Here is a 17520-nt window from a genome sequence, read left to right as displayed (position 1 = left end):
TCAGATATTTTATTTATTCACGGCTCAGGGACGATACACTTTTACGTTCGTGAAACCCTGCTCCAGCAAATAAAGCGCCTGTAAACGGCTCATCACACCCCGGTCACAGTACAACAGAAAATCTGTCTCTTTTGGTAAATCACCAAACTGTGAGCTGAGTTTATAAAACGGCAGTAATCTGACATCCACGCCCTCAATCACCAGCGGATGTGATTCTTGTTCCTCCGGCGAGCGGATATCCAGAACCACGTCAGCGGCAGACAGCACTGAAACCATCTCAACTTCGGTTACCTGCTGCTGCGGATTTTTTGTAATTTCGCGGATATCAATATTTTGCGCGGCAGCGACAACATCATTAAGGATCGCAAAGTTGAATTTTTCTTCTTCCGCTTCGATTTTTTCTTTAATGGCTTTAACTGTCGGATTTTTCGAGATAACACCACAGAATTCCGGCATGACGCGGGCAAAATCCTCTGTACCGATTTCGCGGGCAACATTGATAATGGTTTCTTTATCATGAGAAATAAGCGGACGCAGCACCAGGGTGTCAGTCGCGTTATCAATCATACGCAGATTGGTTAAGGTCTGGCTGGATACCTGCCCCAGCGCCTCACCGGTAACAATCGCCTGCACGCCGTAGCGCTGTGCCACAGCAGATGCCGCGCGCACCATCATGCGTTTGAGTACCACGCCCATCTGACCGTCATCCACATTTTCCAGAATTTCTGCCACGACCGGCTCGAAATTCACTGCAACAAAACGGACTTTATGTGAGCTGCCGAAACGGTTCCACAGGTAATAAGCCACCTGTTTCACACCAGCTTCATGTGCGGCACCGCCTAAATTAAAGAAGCAGTAATGCACACGACAGCCACGGCGCATCAGCATGTAGCTGGAAACACCGGAATCGTATCCACCGGAAATCAGCGATAACACCTCTTCCTGTGTCCCGATAGGAAAACCGCCGATACCTTCCAGGCGACGGACCACGAGGATCAGCTTATCGTCCTCCACTTCCAGATTCACCGTGACATCCGGATGGGTCAGTTTCACTTTTGCTGATGCAATATGCTGGTTCAGACCACCACCGACATAACGCTCTACCTCACTGGAGGTAAACGGATGTTTGCCCCGGCGCTTTACACGGACACAAAATGTTTTGTTTTCCAGTGATGCGCCGTACATCTCAAATGCCTGTTCATAAATATTGTGCAGGTCTGTGAATGCGCGATCTTCCACCTGTAAAATATGGTGGATGCCCGGAATGCGGGTCAGGCGGTCAGCAACCCCTTCGCCCAGCTCTTCTTTCTTCACGCGGACTTCAATAAAATCCCAGTGACGGACAACAGCCACATCGTCTGCAATATCTTTCAGCACATTGCGGATATTACTGTTCAGTATTTTAATAAAGCGCAGGCGCACACTCTGGCTTTTGATGGTAATTTCAGGAAATAATTTAATGATAAACTTCATAACGGTTTAATGGCTATCATATTGATTTGCAAGGGACGGAGCGGCCGATATCAGAGCGGCGGCAATCTCCGTTGATGAAATTGAAAGGCGGCAGTATATCACTATATCCCGATCTGCCCCGTAAAAATCGTAAATGAAGGCCACAATTTTCACCGGAAAGTGTAAACTGGAATTTATTTGCGACATAAATGTAACATCAGCGAAAAACAGACTATGACAAAGAAAACATCTGCTGCAAAAACAGACGCACTGACCTTTGAAGCCTCACTTGATGCGCTTGAGGGGATTGTCACCCGCCTGGAAGCCGGTAACCTGCCACTTGAAGAGGCGCTCGGTGAATTTGAACGCGGTATCGCACTGACCCGTACCAGCCGGAAAACCCTGATGGCGGCGGAACAACGGGTGCAAATCCTGCTTAATGATGATGAAAATGCGCCGCTGAGCGACTTTTCGTCTGATGAAGACTGACAACCCGGTTTCCGGCTGCAACCTGTGTGAATGAGAATAATCATGCCTGAACAAACACCCGACACATTCCGCACTCAACTGGCGCAAACCAGGGAGCACATTGACCGTGTCCTCGACGATATTCTGACCACTCTGCCTTTCGCCGCAACTGACATGGGGAAAGCCATGCACTACGGCGCACTGCTCGGCGGAAAACGCCTGCGTCCTTTCCTGGTGTACGCGGTGGGAGAGATGTTTGGTGTTACCACCGAAAATCTGGATGCCCCGGCGGCAGCTGTCGAGTGTATCCATGCGTATTCTTTGATCCACGACGATTTACCGGCCATGGATGATGACACTCTGCGACGCGGTAAACCGACCTGCCATGTTGCTTTTGGTGAGGCTAATGCCATTCTGGCAGGCGATGCACTGCAAACCCTGGCATTCTCTGTTCTTGCCCGCCGCCCGATGCCCGATGTCCGTCCTGCCGATCGTCTTGCAATGATTGCTGAACTGGCAGATGCTGCCGGTTTAAGCGGAATGTGCGGCGGACAGGCGCTTGATCTGGCAGCCGAAGGTAAAAATGTCGATATTTATGCGCTGGAACAAATACATAACCATAAAACCGGTGCTTTAATCCGTGCGTCTGTCCGCATGGGTGCCATGGGCGCCGGTGAAGCAGGCTATACTGTATTGCCTGCGCTCGATACTTACGCCCGGGCAATCGGCCTGGCGTTTCAGGTTCAGGATGACATCCTGGATGTCATCGGTCATACGGATGTGATTGGAAAAAGCCAGGGCAGTGATGCCGCTCACGGAAAGAGTACCTATCCATCACTACTGGGTTTAAAAGAGGCTCAGAATAAAGCACAAGTGCTTTATCAGGAGTCACTGACTGCGCTTTCACAACTTGAAGAACATCATTACAACACGGCAACCCTGCGTGAACTTGCTAACTTTGTGATTGAACGCAACAGCTAATACTGCTGGTACGTTCCGGCATTTTCAGAAACTTTAATAAAAATTAGTGAGCATTACATGAGTATTGATATCGCTAAATATCCGACTTTGGCACTCGTTGAGACGCCTGATGATTTGCGTCTGTTACCGAAAGAGACTTTACCGAAGCTCTGCGACGAACTCCGGCAGTATCTGTTAAACAGTGTCAGCCGTTCCAGCGGACACTTTGCATCCGGTCTGGGCACGATCGAACTGACTGTGGCACTCCATTATGTTTATCAGACGCCGTTTGATAATCTGATCTGGGATGTCGGTCATCAGGCATACCCGCATAAAATTCTGACCGGGCGGCGCGACCGCATTGACACTATCCGCCATAAAAACGGGCTGCATGCGTTCCCCTGGCGGGAAGAGAGCGAATATGATGTGCTGAGTGTCGGGCACTCTTCGACCTCGATCAGTGCCGGTGTCGGGATGGCTGTTGCGGCTGCCCGCGAAAACCGCAACCGCAAAACCGTTTGTGTGATTGGTGACGGTGCAATTACGGCAGGTATGGCATTTGAAGCCATGAATCACGGCGGGGATATCAAATCCGACATGCTGGTTATTCTCAATGATAATGAGATGTCAATTTCCGAGAATGTCGGCGCACTGAATAATCATCTGGCGCAACTGCTCTCCGGCAAGCTCTACACCACGCTGCGTGAAGGCGGAAAAAAAGTCTTCTCCGGTCTGCCGCCTATCAAAGATCTGCTGAAAAAAACGGAAGAACACATTAAAGGAATGGTTGTTCCGAGCACCTTCTTTGAAGAGCTGGGTTTTAATTACATCGGCCCGGTCGATGGTCATGATGTGGTGTCACTTATCCAGACCCTGAAAAATATGCGCGACCTGAAAGGGCCGCAATTTTTGCATATTATGACCAAGAAAGGCCGTGGTTATGAACCTGCCGAAAAAGATCCGATCAGCTGGCATGCTGTGCCGCAGTTTGATCCGTCAACCGGCGCACTGCCGAAAAGCAAATCCTCAAAACCGGGTTTTTCCAAAATATTCGGAGACTGGTTATGTGAAGAAGCAGAACACGACCCTAAACTGATGGCGATCACCCCCGCTATGCGTGAAGGCTCCGGTATGGTGCGCTTCTCCAAATCTTTCCCGGAACAATATTTTGATGTGGCGATTGCCGAACAGCACGCCGTCACATTTGCCGCAGGTCTTGCTATCGGTGGCTACAAACCGGTAGTGGCGATTTACTCCAGCTTCCTGCAACGCGCGTATGACCAGGTTATCCATGATGTGGCGATTCAGAAGCTGCCGGTGCTGTTTGCTATCGATCGTGCAGGAATTGTCGGCAACGATGGTCCGACTCACCAGGGCGCGTTTGATCTCTCTTTCCTGCGCACACTGCCAAATATGGTCATAATGACCCCGAGCGATGAAAACGAGTGCCGCCAGATGCTCCATACCGGTCATCACTACAGTAAAGGTCCGGTTGCTGTCCGCTATCCGCGTGGCAGTGGCTGTGGTGCGACTCTGCAACCCTTCACTGAGTTTGAAATCGGTAAAGGTGTTGTGCGCCGCGAAGGTGAAAAAACAGCCATTCTGGTATTCGGCACCTTACTGGAAGAAGCCCTGAAAGCCGCGGAAAACCTGAATGCAACCGTTGTTGACATGCGTTTTGTCAAACCGCTGGATGAAGCATTAATCCTGGAAATGGCAGTACGCCATGACACACTCGTTACCATTGAAGAAAATGCGGTTATGGGTGGTGCGGGCAGTGGTGTAAATGAATTTCTGATGGCACAGCACAAACCGGTGCCGGTGCTGAATATCGGACTGCCGGATATCTATATTCCTCAGGGCGATCAGGAGGAAATCCGTCGCGATATGGGGCTGGATGCTGAGCATATTCAGAAATCAATTGAAGCCTATCTAACAAAATTTTGATTAATATCATCCAATTAAGACAAAAAAACCTGCGGGGCAGGTTTTTTTTGGTAACTACAGGTATACCGCGTTTGTATTATTCCGCCGTCACTTTCTCAGCAAAATGATCAAACCCTTTCAGTGATGGCGTTACTTCTTTGCCCTGACTGAAATAGCGTATCCCGTCACTTTCCGGTTTCATCTGACCAATGCAGCGGAACGGCGCCCCCGTATGAGCCAGTGCCATTTCCAGCGCACCCCGGTTTATCTCAGGGATAGTGAAACAGAGTTCATAATCTTCCCCGCCTGACAGTGCCCAGGTCAGCGCCTGCTCCGGGTCAACATTCGCTTTCATTTCAGGTGACAGCGGCAGCATGTCCAAATCGATTTTTGCCCCGCAGCGGCTGGCTTTGAGAATGTGACCGAGGTCAGAAATCAATCCGTCGGAGAGATCAATCGCGGATGTTGCCAGGTTACGCAATGCCTGTCCCTGCAAAATCCGTGGTTGTGGTCGCAGATGGCGTTTCAGGAAAAATTCACAGGCTGCCGGATCTGTCACCTGTAATTGCTCCAGCAAAATAGCCAGCCCGGCAGCACTGTCACCCAGAGTACCGGTCACATAGATCCAGTCACCGTTACGCGCACCCGCACGTTTCAGGGCGCGTCCGGCAGGCACCAGACCATGAACGGTCAGGGTCAGACTCATTGGTCCGCGTGTGGTATCGCCGCCAACCAGTTGCATACCGTAATAATTGAGCTGCTCAAAGAAGCTGTCACTGAATTCGCCCAGCCAGTCTTCATCAACTGTGGGTAATGTCAGCGCGAGTGAAACCCATGCCGGATCTGCACCAACGGCGGCCAGATCACTTAAATTTACAGCAAGGGATTTCCACGCCAGGTCGCGGGCAGAGACAGAAGGTAAAAAATGAATGCCGCTGACCAGGGTATCGGTACTGACAGCAAGCTGCTGTTTTTCCGCCACTGACATCAGTGCGCAGTCATCGCCAATCCCCAGCTCGACGTCCCGGCGGTAGTAGTGCTGCCGGTCAAAAAAACGTCGGATGAGATCAAATTCACCACAGGCCATAATCAGAAATTCCACGGTCAGATAAAAGACAAAAGGCCGGTTTTACCGGCCTTCTTTATATCAGTTCATGTATGTCCGTTCATGAAAGCGTCAGATGATCACTTTTTACTACGGGCATTGGGTGCCGCTTTATCCAGCACGCCATTAACAAATTTGTGGCTGTCTTCCGCACCGAACACTTTCGCAAGCTCGATAGCTTCATTGATAACCACTTTATAAGGGACATCTTCACGGTAGCTTAATTCATACATCGCCAGGCGTAAAACCGCTCTTTCGACCGGACCTAACTCCTCAAGCTGACGGGAGAGGAACGGCGCCATCAGTGCATCCAGACGCACTGCATTCGTTGCTGCGCCGAAAAGCAGCTCACGAAAATAGGCGATATCAACGTCTTTGACATCCTGCTCTGACAGAAATTCCAATTCGACATCCGCAATATTATTGCCGGATAACTGCCACGAATAAAGCGCCTGAACGGCACATTCACGAGCACGACGACGAGCTGCTGGTTTCACACATATCCCCTTGACTTAAATCTACATTCAGCCTTTGATGGCTTTAATCACATTGATCATTTCGAGCGCGGTCATGGCAGCTTCAGCTCCCTTGTTACCGGCTTTGGTTCCCGCACGTTCAATGGCCTGTTCGATGCTTTCGGTTGTCAGAACCCCGAACGTTACCGGAATAGCACTGTTCATGGCGACAGCCGATAATCCGGAGCTGCATTCACCGGCGACATATTCAAAATGCGCTGTGCCACCGCGGATCACAGTTCCCAGTGCAATAATGGCATCGTATTTTCCGGTTTCAGCCAGTGTTTTCACTGCCAGCGGCAGTTCATAAGCACCCGGCACCCAGACCGTTGTAATATTCTCAGAGGAGACCTGACCGATTCGCTCAAGGGCATCAACCGCGCCGTCTAACAGGCTGTCGTTGATGAAGTTGTTAAAGCGGGCGACTGCGATGGCGATACGCGCACCGGGCGCACTGACAACACCTTTAATGACGTTCATAGTCTTTCCTTCTTACGAGTTTCATACTGTGGGGCGCGGATTTTACCACATTCTTTGCACTACCGCGCCTGTGTTTTTCAAACTCCGGTATAAAAATTAAATTCCGGCGTAAATTCAGTGATTAATATACAGGGATCAACCGCAGGCGGATATCAGGTCCCACCTGCGTAACATCATCAATTCGGAACTCCGGTGCATCCCGCAGATGGGTGAGCGGCGGCAGAGTAAAGAGATCCTGCGCCCCGCTGCCCAGAATTTTCGGTGCCAGATATAACACAATTTCATCTGCCAGCCCGGCTTTCAGCAATGCCCCCGCCAGATGAGATCCGCACTCTGTCCAGACAGTATTAATGCCGCGCTTGCCAAGCTGCATCATCAGCAGAACCAGATCAACCCCGGTACCGTTTTCCGGCAGAATAATTTCTTCCACATTCCCCTGCCACTCATCCGGCTGAGACTGTGTCCGCGCCAGCCAGCAATCGCCCTGCAATTGTGTTACGCGGTATTGTGCTGTCACGCGCTGACGGCTGTCTGTGATAATCCGTACCGGCTGGCGGACAGCTTCCTGCGGATACACCGCCTGCAATGCCGGCGGAAAATCATCATAACGGACGGTCAGACCGGGATCGTCTGCCAGCACAGTTGCGCTGGTCGACAGAATGGCACCTGCCTGCGCGCGGAATTGCTGCACATCCTGCCGCGAGGCTTTCGAGGTGATCCACTGACTCTTACCATTTGCTAATGCTGTTTTGCCGTCAACCGATGCAGCCATTTTCAGCTGAATATACGGAAAACCGGTACGCATCAGCTTAAAAAAGCCCTTGTTCAGTGCTTCCGCTTCCTGCATCAATACGCCGTGACTGACCTCAATTCCGGCTTCACGCAGTTTATACAACCCGCGACCGGCAACCTGCGGATTCGGATCCTGCATGGCGGCTACCACACGACAAATACCGGCATTAACCAGCGCCTCCGCACACGGCGGCGTGCGTCCGTGATGACTGCACGGCTCCAGCGTGACATAAGCGGTCGCGCCACGGGCTTTATCTCCCGCCATACGCAGCGCATGTACCTCTGCGTGCGGCTCACCGGCGCGCTGGTGATAACCTTCGCCCACAATCTCACCATCGCGGACAATCACACATCCGACATTCGGATTAGGCGCTGTGGTAAAACGCCCGAGCGCTGCTAATTCAAGCGCCCGCGCCATGTAAAATTCATCGGATTGCATCATGTTTTCAGTCCTGTAACCGCGCTATTTCTTCGCCAAATTCACGGATATCCTCAAAACTGCGGTAAACAGACGCAAAACGGATATAAGCCACTTTATCGAGCTTTTTCAGCTCACCCATCACCAGTTCGCCGACAAACTTAGCAGAGACTTCCCGCTCGCCCGTGGCGCGTAACTGTGATTTGATGTGGCTGAGGGAATCTTCAATATTATCCGAGCTGACAGGGCGCTTTTCCAGGGCTTTCTGCATTCCCCTGCGCAATTTTTCTTCATCGAAAGGCTCGCGGCTGTCATCACTTTTAATGATGCGCGGCATCACCAGTTCAGCGATTTCAAATGTCGTAAAACGTTCGTGACATTCCAGACACTGACGGCGGCGGCGTACCTGAGAACCATCACCCACCAGACGGGAGTCGATGACTTTTGTATCAACGGCGGAACAAAATGGGCAATGCATAAATTATCCTGCGGGTCAATGAACTGTTACGGTAGTTTACCCTGTTTATACATAAAAAACACCCTGCATGCATACACATACAGGGTGTTTTATGTTTTTTGCGACAGAAGTTACGGCAGCAGGGATTCCTGATCTGCGCCTTCTTTTTCGACTTTCTGGATAATCAGATGCTCGCGTTTCATCCCCAGTTTCAGGGCAAGTGCCGATGCAACATAGATAGATGAAATCGTACCGATAGAAACCCCGATCAACATCACCAATGAGAAGCCTTCCAGCATCGCACCACCGAAGATATAGAGCATCAGAACCACTAACAGTGTTGTTGCTGATGTCATGATCGTACGGCTTAATGTCTGAGTTAACGAGACGTTCATGATTTCATAAGACGTACCGCGGCGAATTTTACGGAAATTCTCACGAATACGGTCAGATACCACGATACTGTCATTCAGGGAGTAACCGATAACCGACATCAGCGATGCCACAATGGTCAGATCCACCTCAATATGAAACAGCGACAGTATACCCAGCGTGATGATAACGTCATGCGCCAGTGCGATAACCGCCCCCATCGCCAGACGCCACTCAAAGCGCATTCCCACATAAAGAAGGATACAAATGAGAGCAGCGATCAGTGCCATCGCACCGGTCTGTGCCAGTTCCGCACCCACACTCGGGCCAACAAACTCGATACGCTTAACAACAGCGCCTTCATCAATGTTTGTATTAATTACATTGATAATAGTTTTACCGAGTTCCTGTCCTGCTGTCCCTTCTGCAGGTGGCAGACGCACCATAATATCGCGGCTGCTGCCAAAGTTCTGAATCAGCGGATCTTTGAAACCAGCCTGAGCGACTGTTTCACGAATTTTATCGAGATCAGCCGGCTGAGTGAAATTAACCTCAATGACCGTTCCCCCGGTAAAATCCAGACCCCAGTTGAACCCTTTCACGCCGATGATTGCAACAGATGCAAGCAGCAGCAGAGCCGATATCGTAAATGCCACGTTGTCCCAGCGCATAAAGTCATAGACTCTGCGACCATGGTTTAATTGTTCAACAGTATAATCCTGTGCCACAACGTGCTCCTTAAATAGACAGCTTATTAATACGTTTACCGCCATACAGCAGGTTCACGATGGCGCGTGTTCCGATAATTGCTGTAAACATGGAGGTTGCCACACCAATGGCTGTCGTAATCGCAAACCCTTTAATCGAACCGGTACCGACTGCGTAGAGAATAATCGCCGTAATCAGTGTGGTTAAGTTTGCGTCGATAATACTTGAGAACGCACCTTTGTACCCTTCGTGGATAGCCTGCTGGACAGAACGTCCGTTACGCAGTTCCTCTTTGATACGTTCGTTGATCAGTACGTTCGCATCGACGGCAACGGCAAGGGTTAAGACGATCCCCGCAATCCCCGGCATGGTCAGCGTCGCACCCGGTAACAGCGACATCACCCCGACAATCAGGACAAGGTTTGCCATTAACGCGCTACTCGCGATCAGACCAAATTTGCGGTAGTAAATCACCATGAAGCAAATTGAGGCCATCAGCCCCCACAGACACGCTTCCAGACCCTGCTCGATATTTTGCAGGCCTAAGGTCGGTCCGATAGTCCGCTCTTCCACAATCTGAATCGGTGCAATCAGAGCACCTGCACGCAGTAACAGTGATAACTGACGCGCTTCGTTACCATCATCAATCCCGGTGATACGGAAACTCGACCCTAAACGGGACTGAATATTCGCGATATTGATGACTTCTTCACTTTTCTCAAGGATAGAGCGCCCGTTGGCATCTTTGCGTCCGCTGTCTTTGTATTCAACAAACAGGGTTGCCATCGGCTTGTACAGATTATCCTTGGTGAAATTGGACATGGTGTTACCACCGGCGCTGTCCAGCGAGATGCTGACCTGCGGCTGTCCGTATTCATCACTCTGAGAAGTGGAGTCCGTAATATGGTCACCGGTCAGAATCACACGTTTGTACATTGCAACTGCACGCCCGTCACGGGTGTATTTCACTTCACTGTCACCCGGAATACGACCGGCTTCAATCGCCGCCGGATCCACCGTACTGTTTACCAGACGGAATTCCAGTGTGGCAGTTGCCCCGAGAATTTCTTTCGCACGGGCGGTATCCTGAATACCCGGTAATTCGACCACGATGCGATCCGCACCCTGGCGCTGAACTAACGGCTCAGCAACACCCAGCTGGTTCACACGGTTACGCAGGATAGTGATATTCTGCATGACAGCATAGCTGCGCGCTTCACTCAGGCGCTCACCGCTCATCACCGCACTCAGCGTATTATCAGGTCCGTTTTTAAAGACGAGATCACGCAGGCGTTTTGATAAAACAGAACTGGCTTCAGAACGTGATTCGTCATCACGGAAGCGGACATCCACGCCGTAATCAGCCGATTTACGGATAGAGGCAAACGGAATATTGTTCTCACGCAGCGTCGAACGGACACTGTCGAGATTCTGCTCCTGCAGTTTACCCAGCGCAGTTTCCATATCCACTTCCATCAGGAAGTGAACACCACCACGCAGGTCGAGACCCAGTTTCATAGGCTCACCACCGACGGCGCTCAGCCATTTCGGTGTCGCGGCTGCCAGGTTAAGTGCAACAACATATTGTTCACCTAAGCCTTTCATCAGCTCTTCGCGGGCACGTAACTGAATATCCGGATTTGAGAAACGGGCAAGAATTACACCATTTTCCAGTGCAATCGATTTACTCGCGATTTGGTCTTTTTCTAAGATGGTTCGGACCTGATCCAGGGTCTGTTCATTGGCGGCGGTTCCCCGCGCGCCAGTGATTTGAACAGCCGGATCCTCACCATACAGGTTTGGAAGTGCATAAAGCAAACCGATGAGGATCGCAGCGATCAGCATCAGATACTTCCACAAAGGATAACGGTTTAACACGGCAGTCCCTTCGGGAAAATCAGAGATAAAAGATTACAGCGCTTTCAGCGTACCTTTCGGTAAAACTGCTGCGACGAAATCACGTTTGATGGTTACTTCAGTTGTTTCGTTCAGTTCCAGAACGATGTAGCCGGTGTCAGACACTTTAGCCACACGACCGATCAGACCACCGGTAGTTAACACTTCATCGCCTTTAGCGATAGAGTCCATTAAGCTCTTGTGCGATTTAGAGCGCTTTTGCTGCGGGCGCAGGATCATGAAGTAGAAAATCAGGACAAACACGACCAGCATGATAATCAGGGACATCGGGCTGCCCTGTGAAGCTGCCGCACCTGTCGATGCTACTGCGTCAGAAATGAAAAAACTCATCAAACTATCCTCTTGTTATTCACATAATTATCAGGCAGATAAACCTGCTGACGATACATCGCCTATGTTATGTATCGTCAGGTGATCCCGTTTCCGGAAAATCACGCACTTAACGGCGGAACGGGTTTCCCGATCCGCTGGTAAAATTCAGCGGCAAATGCTTCCAGACGACCCTCTTCGATAGCCTGTCTGATACCCGCCATCAAACGCTGATAGTAGCGTAGATTATGAATGGTATTTAAGCGTGCGCCAAGGATTTCATTACAACGATCCAAATGATGCAGATAAGCACGCGTATAATTGCGGCAGGTATAACAATCACATTCTGCATCAAGCGTTGATACATCTGATTTATACCTGGCATTACGGATTTTAACCACACCGTCCGTCACAAACAAATGTCCGTTACGGGCATTACGGGTCGGCATCACGCAGTCAAACATATCGATACCGCGGCGCACACCTTCAACCAAATCTTCCGGCTTCCCCACGCCCATTAAGTAGCGTGGTTTGTCTTCCGGTATCTGCGGACAGACGTGCTCAAGAATACGGTGCATGTCTTCTTTCGGCTCGCCGACAGCCAGACCGCCGACAGCGTACCCATCAAAACCGATTTCCACCAGCCCTTTCACGGAGACATCGCGTAAATCTTCGTAAACGCTGCCCTGGATAATACCGAACAATGCATTCGGGTTTTCCAGTTCATCAAAGCGCTGACGGCTGCGTTGTGCCCAGCGCAGGGACATTTCCATGGATTGCTTCGCATAATCCCAATCAGCCGGGTACGGTGTACACTCATCGAAAATCATCACGATATCAGACCCGAGATCGTACTGAATTTCCATCGATTTCTCAGGACTTAAAAAGATTTTTTCTCCGTTGATCGGATTACGGAAATGAACGCCTTCTTCTTTAATTTTACGCGTCGCACCCAGGCTGAAGACCTGGAAGCCGCCGGAGTCAGTCAGAATCGGGCCTTTCCACTGCATAAAATCATGAAGATCACCGTGCAGCTTCATAATTTCCTGACCGGGACGCAGCCACAGGTGGAATGTATTACCTAATAAGATTTGCGCACCGGTCTCTTTTACTTCTTCCGGTGTCATCCCTTTCACTGTGCCGTATGTCCCCACCGGCATAAACGCCGGCGTTTCAACAACGCCACGATCAAAAATTAAGCGACCACGGCGCGCACGGCCGTCTGTCGTTTGCAGTTCATATTTCACAAAACCTCCGGCACCAGAAAAACAGTCTGGTGGTGTGTAATTTTCGGCAGTCAGTCAGCAGTCGCTGAAATCTGCCGGATGTATGCTACATGTTATGTTGTACGTTACGCGTCACGTATAATACAAATGTACAGTATATCAGTCGTCGTGACCGACTTTTTCAAATTTCGCCTGCGGGTCGCGGCTGATAAACATCGCATCCCCGTAGCTGAAAAACCGGTAACGTTCCTGTATCGCGGCTTTATACGCCTGCATCGTGTGCTGATAACCGGCAAAAGCAGACACCAGCATGATCAGAGTCGATTCCGGCAAATGGAAATTGGTTATCAGGGCATCAACCACCTGATACTCATACCCCGGATAAATAAAGATCTGCGTGTCATCAAAGAACGGTGCAATCAGTGCATCCGGTGACGCTTTCGCCGCACTTTCCAGCGAGCGCACCGAGGTCGTACCGACCGCGACCACTTTATTACCCCGTGCCTTACACGCCAGCACAGCATCAACCACATTCTGCGGCACTTCCGCATATTCGGAATGCATGATGTGCTCTTCTATCTTATCCACACGGACCGGCTGGAATGTGCCTGCGCCGACATGCAGCGTGACAAATGCCATTTCCACGCCTTTTTCGCGCAGTGCCGCCAGCAGCGGCTCATCAAAGTGCAGTCCGGCTGTCGGTGCTGCCACGGCTCCCGGGCGGTCATTATACACAGTCTGGTATAACTCGCGATCAGAGGCTTCATCCGGGCGGTCAATATAAGGCGGCAGCGGTATATGACCAATCTGATTCAGAATAGTCAGTACATCCCGCTCATCATCAAACCGGATTTCAAACAGCGCATCGTGACGCACTGTCATTGTCGCTTTCACGCTTTCATCGTCACCCAGCAGCAGCTCTGTGCCGGGCTTCGGGGCTTTGGATGCGCGGACATGCGCCAGAACGCGATGATCATCCAGCATCCGTTCCACCAGCACTTCAATCTTTCCGCCGGAGGCTTTACGACCAAACATCCGGGCGGGTATTACGCGGGTATCATTAAATACCAGCAGATCACCGGGATTGAGTTTATTGAGCACATCGGTGAAGATACCGTGGTTCAGTTCACCACTGACGCCATCGAGTGATAACAAACGACACTTGCTCCGCTCCGCTTGCGGGTAACGGGCAATCAGTTCGTCCGGCAGTTCAAAAGTAAAATCGGCAACACGCATAAAATCTCGGCTTCTTCATTGTGTCTTAAAAATGAAAAACAGGCGCAACAGTCTAGTGCCCGCAAGGCCGGGGTGCAAGAAATAACCCGTCGGATGACAGAATAAGAGGTTGCGGTATATGAATTTTCTCGCTCATCTTCACCTTGCCTCACTGGCAAACAGTAGTCTTCTCGGTAATCTGATGGCTGATTTTGTTCGCGGTGCGCCGGAAGATCAGTACAGTGCTGCGGTCGCGCAGGGGATCCGCCTGCACCGCAGGGTGGACACACTGACAGATTCCCACCCGCTGGTCAGAGAAGCCAGGCAATTGTTCAGACCGGAATTGCGCCGCTATGCGCCGATAACCCTGGATGTTGTCTGGGATCACTTCCTGTCACGCCACTGGTCTGACATTGTACCGGGCATCTCACTTACTGATTTCACACAACATGTCCGTACCGTTATTGAGCCACAGCTTGCTTTTACACCGCTGAAATTTCAGGAAATGAATGAATTTATGTGGCCGCAGCGCTGGTTAATCCGCTATCAGGAAGTGCCTTATATCGGACAGGTACTGGCAGGTATGGCACGCCGTCGCCCGAAACTGGTGGCACTCAAAGAGACCGATTATGATTTTATTAATAACTATCAGCCTCTTGAAGATATTTTCTTCCGTTTTTATCCACAGATGATGGAGGCTGTAACAAAGTCTCCTACATCACAGTAACGGTTTTTACGTTCATTCACACAATTAGCACTTGAACTTTACCCAAATAGCTCTATCTTATTTGGGTAACAGATAGAACAAGGAAGTATTGATAGGTAAAACCTATTATATTAATCGGTATTATGCACTTTAATACCTGCCTCAAATTCCTTATTCTATTTGCTGTTTTTTGCCATACTCTATTAATCTTACAGGAGTAAATTATGGTTCTGGTAACCCGTCAAGCCCCCGATTTTACAGCTGCAGCCGTTCTTGGTAACGGTGAAATTGTTGATAACTTCAATCTGAAAAAACACCTGAACGGCCGTCCGGCTGTTATCTTTTTCTGGCCAATGGACTTTACCTTCGTTTGTCCTTCTGAGCTGATCGCATTCGATCACCGCTACGAAGAGTTCAAAAAACGCGGTGTGGAAGTGGTCGGCGTATCTATGGACTCAGAGTTTGTTCATAACGCATGGCGTAATACCGCTATCGATGCAGGTGGTATCGGTCAGGTTCAGTACCCGATGGTTGCAGATATCAAACACGACATCATGAAAGCTTATGGTGTTGAACATCCTGAAGCGGGTGTTGCACTGCGCGGCTCTTTCCTGGTCGACAAAAATGGTGTTGTCCGCCACCAGGTTATCAATGACCTGCCGCTGGGCCGTAACGTTGATGAAATGATCCGTATGGTCGATGCGCTGCAGTTCCACGAAGAGCATGGCGAAGTGTGCCCTGCACAGTGGGAAAAAGGTCAGGAAGGCATGAGTGCGTCTCCGAAAGGCGTTGCTGACTACCTGAAAAAGAACTCCGGCAAGCTGTAATATCCGGTAGTTAAAAGATACAAAAAACCAGCCTCTGCGGGCTGGTTTTTTTATGTCTGATTTTTTATGTCTTAAACCCGGATAAAAAAACACTCCGCCAGAGCAGAGTATTTTCTGTAACCCTGGATTATCAGGCGTGTTTCTGAACCGTCTCCGGCTCCGCACCCATCAGGCGGTCAACCACAATAGACACAACCATCACCGCGAGTGACGGTGCAAGCCATGCCAGGTCATATTTATAAAACGGTAATGATTCAAACCAGGTTGGTATATATACACCAAACATTTTAGTCGTTTTCAGCGCGCCCATGGTCCCGATAATCAGGCTGACCAACATCGCAGGTGCAACTACGCGACCCGGTTTTTTCCAGAATTTCAATGTGAAACTCAGTAAAATCAGCACAATACATGGCGGATAAATCGATACCAGCACCGGAATTGAAAACGCGATCAGCTTGCTCAGCCCCAGGTTTGAAATCACCATGGAGAACCCGCCGAGAATAAGCACAAGTGAGCGGTATGAGATTGGCAGATAACGGCTGAAGAATTCCGCACAAGCACAGGTCAGGCCAATCGCCGTCACCATACAGGCGACAAAAATCAGCACCGCAAGGAAGAAACTGCCGTAGTTGCCGAAAGTATACTGCACATATTCATGCAGGATTTCAGCACCGTCCGCCGGGTTCGGGATAATTGACCCGCTGTTTTCCCCTAACTTAAACAGTGCCAGATAAACCAGGGTCAGCAGCACCCCGGCAATCAACCCCGCCCACATGGTGTAACGGGTCAGAAGAGAGGAATTTTCCACCCCGCGCGAACGGGCGGCATTCACTATCACAATACCAAAAACCATCGCCCCCAGAGTATCCATGGTAAGATAACCATTGATAAATCCGTTGGAAAACGCCATTTCTTTATATTCCGGCGTTGACATAATTGCGTCACCGGCAGGCCACATAACGGCCGCAACACCCAGAATCGCCAGTGCCAGCATTTTCACCGGGGCAAGTACATGTCCGACACTGTCCAGCAATTTACCCGGATACAATGAAATACCGATAACACAGGCAAAATAAACGAGGCTGTAAATCAGCAGTGAAATATCAGATTCCCCGCCGACCAGCGGCGCGATCCCGATTTTATAGGAAACAGTTGCCGTACGCGGTGTTGCAAAGAGCGGCCCGACAGACAAGTACGCCACAACAGCCAGCAGTAATCCTGCATATTTACCAACCGGCGTACAGAGCGCTTCAATCCCGCCCCCTACTTTTGCCAGTGCAACCACAGTCAGTACCGGCAGGCCGACGCCGGTTATCAGAAAGCCGGCGGCTGCCGTCCATACCATTTCACCGGCCTGTAATCCAACCATTGGCGGAAATATAATATTTCCTGCCCCGACGAAGAGCGCAAAGGTCATAAAACCTAAGGCTAAAATATCTCTCGAAGTTAAACGATGCGCCATATTATTTTTGTCTGTTATTGTTAGTTTAATGTTAACTATTTAATGAAAATATCGGAAAATAAAATCCAACCCCCTGATTTGCCACTGACAATATCTCCTGCTACTTTAACAAATCATTAGCAAAATATTATTCATTTAAAATAAATAACTATAGTGATTATAATTAAAAAACAGTGATATTAGCCAATAACGCACTACAAGTAGA

17 protein-coding genes are annotated in these 17520 nt (G+C 50.0%); 5 read left to right on the top strand and 12 right to left on the bottom strand.

Annotated features, from left to right (window positions below; translation table 11 throughout):
* Positions 1-24: 24 nt before the first annotated feature.
* Positions 25-1473 carry a tRNA uracil 4-sulfurtransferase ThiI gene (thiI, locus tag ACMHKJ_RS14165; RefSeq protein ID WP_413494860.1) on the bottom strand — a complete coding sequence of 483 codons (1449 nt, stop codon included), beginning with the start codon at positions 1471-1473 and terminating at the stop codon, positions 25-27.
* A gap of 213 nt (positions 1474-1686) precedes the next feature.
* Between thiI and xseB the strand changes: the two genes are divergently transcribed.
* Genes xseB through dxs form a run of 3 tightly spaced genes read left to right on the top strand, consistent with a single transcriptional unit; the run spans position 1687 to position 4827 of the window.
* Positions 1687-1941: an exodeoxyribonuclease VII small subunit gene (gene xseB / locus ACMHKJ_RS14160; protein ID WP_413494859.1), complete on the top strand. Its 255-nt coding sequence runs from the start codon at positions 1687-1689 to the stop codon at positions 1939-1941.
* A gap of 42 nt (positions 1942-1983) precedes the next feature.
* Positions 1984-2901 (top strand): (2E,6E)-farnesyl diphosphate synthase, encoded by a 918-nt coding sequence (gene ispA, locus ACMHKJ_RS14155; RefSeq protein WP_413494857.1) that lies wholly within the window; start codon positions 1984-1986, stop codon positions 2899-2901.
* 57 nt (positions 2902-2958) lie between these two features.
* Entirely contained in the window at positions 2959-4827 is a 1869-nt protein-coding gene (dxs, locus tag ACMHKJ_RS14150; RefSeq protein WP_413494856.1) for a 1-deoxy-D-xylulose-5-phosphate synthase, read from the top strand.
* A gap of 76 nt (positions 4828-4903) precedes the next feature.
* Here dxs and thiL read toward each other — a convergent pair whose 3' ends face one another.
* The 10 genes from thiL to queA form a co-directional block, all read right to left on the bottom strand.
* Positions 4904-5893 (bottom strand): thiamine-phosphate kinase, encoded by a 990-nt coding sequence (gene thiL, locus ACMHKJ_RS14145; RefSeq protein WP_413494854.1) that lies wholly within the window; start codon positions 5891-5893, stop codon positions 4904-4906.
* A gap of 98 nt (positions 5894-5991) precedes the next feature.
* On the bottom strand, positions 5992-6408 hold the full coding sequence (gene nusB, locus ACMHKJ_RS14140; protein WP_413494852.1) for a transcription antitermination factor NusB: 417 nt from the start codon (positions 6406-6408) through the stop codon (positions 5992-5994).
* Positions 6409-6435: 27 nt separating this feature from the next.
* Positions 6436-6906 (bottom strand): 6,7-dimethyl-8-ribityllumazine synthase, encoded by a 471-nt coding sequence (gene ribH, locus ACMHKJ_RS14135; RefSeq protein WP_067369864.1) that lies wholly within the window; start codon positions 6904-6906, stop codon positions 6436-6438.
* A 121-nt stretch (positions 6907-7027) separates the two neighbouring features.
* The gene (ribD, locus tag ACMHKJ_RS14130; protein ID WP_413495004.1) at positions 7028-8137 is read right to left on the bottom strand and encodes a bifunctional diaminohydroxyphosphoribosylaminopyrimidine deaminase/5-amino-6-(5-phosphoribosylamino)uracil reductase RibD; all 1110 of its coding nucleotides are present in this window, start codon (positions 8135-8137) and stop codon (positions 7028-7030) included.
* Positions 8138-8144: 7 nt separating this feature from the next.
* The gene (gene nrdR / locus ACMHKJ_RS14125) at positions 8145-8594 is read right to left on the bottom strand and encodes a transcriptional regulator NrdR (RefSeq protein ID WP_067369869.1); all 450 of its coding nucleotides are present in this window, start codon (positions 8592-8594) and stop codon (positions 8145-8147) included.
* Positions 8595-8704: 110 nt separating this feature from the next.
* Positions 8705-9673, bottom strand: coding sequence for a protein translocase subunit SecF (secF, locus tag ACMHKJ_RS14120; protein WP_413494850.1), 969 nt, complete (start codon positions 9671-9673; stop codon positions 8705-8707).
* A 10-nt stretch (positions 9674-9683) separates the two neighbouring features.
* Positions 9684-11531: a protein translocase subunit SecD gene (gene secD / locus ACMHKJ_RS14115; RefSeq protein WP_413494848.1), complete on the bottom strand. Its 1848-nt coding sequence runs from the start codon at positions 11529-11531 to the stop codon at positions 9684-9686.
* A 33-nt stretch (positions 11532-11564) separates the two neighbouring features.
* On the bottom strand, positions 11565-11900 hold the full coding sequence (gene yajC, locus ACMHKJ_RS14110) for a preprotein translocase subunit YajC (protein ID WP_067369879.1): 336 nt from the start codon (positions 11898-11900) through the stop codon (positions 11565-11567).
* Positions 11901-12001: 101 nt separating this feature from the next.
* Positions 12002-13126 (bottom strand): tRNA guanosine(34) transglycosylase Tgt, encoded by a 1125-nt coding sequence (gene tgt / locus ACMHKJ_RS14105; protein WP_413494846.1) that lies wholly within the window; start codon positions 13124-13126, stop codon positions 12002-12004.
* 138 nt (positions 13127-13264) lie between these two features.
* Positions 13265-14341, bottom strand: a complete 1077-nt coding sequence (gene queA, locus ACMHKJ_RS14100) for a tRNA preQ1(34) S-adenosylmethionine ribosyltransferase-isomerase QueA (RefSeq protein WP_413494844.1) — start codon at positions 14339-14341, stop codon at positions 13265-13267.
* 118 nt (positions 14342-14459) lie between these two features.
* Here queA and ACMHKJ_RS14095 point away from each other — a divergent pair, with 118 nt between their 5' ends.
* Entirely contained in the window at positions 14460-15047 is a 588-nt protein-coding gene (locus tag ACMHKJ_RS14095) for an acyl carrier protein phosphodiesterase (RefSeq protein ID WP_413494841.1), read from the top strand.
* 203 nt (positions 15048-15250) lie between these two features.
* A complete protein-coding gene (locus tag ACMHKJ_RS14090) occupies positions 15251-15853 on the top strand; it encodes a peroxiredoxin C (protein ID WP_413494840.1) in 603 nt (200 codons plus the stop codon).
* A gap of 130 nt (positions 15854-15983) precedes the next feature.
* Here the strand turns inward: ACMHKJ_RS14090 and brnQ are convergent, their stop codons facing one another.
* On the bottom strand, positions 15984-17315 hold the full coding sequence (gene brnQ / locus ACMHKJ_RS14085) for a branched-chain amino acid transport system II carrier protein (RefSeq protein ID WP_413494839.1): 1332 nt from the start codon (positions 17313-17315) through the stop codon (positions 15984-15986).
* Positions 17316-17520: the final 205 nt, after the last annotated feature.

The sequence above is a fragment of the Morganella psychrotolerans genome, from assembly GCF_965118875.1.
In the GTDB taxonomy this organism is placed as follows: domain Bacteria; phylum Pseudomonadota; class Gammaproteobacteria; order Enterobacterales; family Enterobacteriaceae; genus Morganella; species Morganella psychrotolerans_C.
Note: the sequence above shows the minus strand (reverse complement) of the source record. Positions and strands in the feature narration are given on the sequence as shown.